Source organism: Exiguobacterium sp. 17-1, assembly GCF_023096305.1.
GTDB classification, from domain to species: domain Bacteria; phylum Bacillota; class Bacilli; order Exiguobacteriales; family Exiguobacteriaceae; genus Exiguobacterium_A; species Exiguobacterium_A sibiricum_A.
This window is the reverse complement of record NZ_JALIGJ010000013.1, coordinates 1-1179: the sequence shown is the minus strand read 5'-3', so window position 1 is coordinate 1179 and position 1179 is coordinate 1. Positions and strand designations below refer to the sequence as shown.

At 54.1% G+C, this 1179-nt stretch carries 1 rRNA gene; it reads left to right on the top strand.

Going from position 1 to position 1179, the window contains the following annotated elements:
• Window positions 1-1179, top strand: a 23S ribosomal RNA gene (locus MUN34_RS15770); the annotation flags it as partial.

The following is a 1179-nucleotide window of genomic DNA, read 5'->3' as shown; positions in this document are numbered from 1 at the left end:
CGGCCGAAGAAGGTGACAGCCCTGTAGCTGAAACTGTTTTCCCTCCAGAGTGGATCCTGAGTACGGCGGGACACGTGAAACCCCGTCGGAATCCGGGAGGACCATCTCCCAAGGCTAAATACTCCCTAGTGACCGATAGTGAACCAGTACCGTGAGGGAAAGGTGAAAAGCACCCCGGAAGGGGAGTGAAATAGATCCTGAAACCGTATGCCTACAAGTAGTCAGAGCCCGTTAATGGGTGATGGCGTGCCTTTTGTAGAATGAACCGGCGAGTTACGATAGCGCGCGAGGTTAAGCTGATGAGGCGGAGCCGTAGCGAAAGCGAGTCTGAATAGGGCGCCATAGTGCGTTGTCGTAGACCCGAAACCAGGTGATCTACCCATGTCCAGGATGAAGGTCAGGTAACACTGACTGGAGGTCCGAACCCACGCACGTTGAAAAGTGCGGGGATGAGGTGTGGGTAGCGGTGAAATGCCAATCGAACCTGGAGATAGCTGGTTCTCCCCGAAATAGCTTTAGGGCTAGCCTCGAGGTTGAGAGTTCCGGAGGTAGAGCACTGATTGGACTAGGGGCCCCCACAGGGTTACCGAATTCAGTTAAACTCCGAATGCCGGCAACTTATACTCGGGAGTCAGACTGCGAGTGATAAGATCCGTAGTCAAGAGGGAAACAGCCCAGACCGCCAGCTAAGGTCCCAAAGTGTATGTTAAGTGGAAAAGGATGTGGCGCTGCCTAGACAGCTAGGATGTTGGCTTAGAAGCAGCCACCATTCAAAGAGTGCGTAATAGCTCACTAGTCGAGTGGCGCCGCGCCGAAAATGTAACGGGGCTAAACATACCACCGAAGCTGCGGATTCCGTAAGGAATGGTAGGGGAGCGTTCCAAACCGCTGTGAAGCTGTACCGTAAGGAGCAGTGGAGCGTTTGGAAGTGAGAATGCCGGTGTGAGTAGCGAAAAGAGGGGTGAGAATCCCCTCCGTCGAAAGCCCAAGGTTTCCTGAGGAAGGCTCGTCCGCTCAGGGTTAGTCTGGACCTAAGCCGAGGCCGAAAGGCGTAGGCGATGGATAACAGGTTGATATTCCTGTACCACCGATCCACCGTTTGAACAATGGGGGGACGCAGGAGGATAGTGACGCATGCGGATGGAAGTGCATGTGTAAGTTTCGAGACCGTCTGATTGG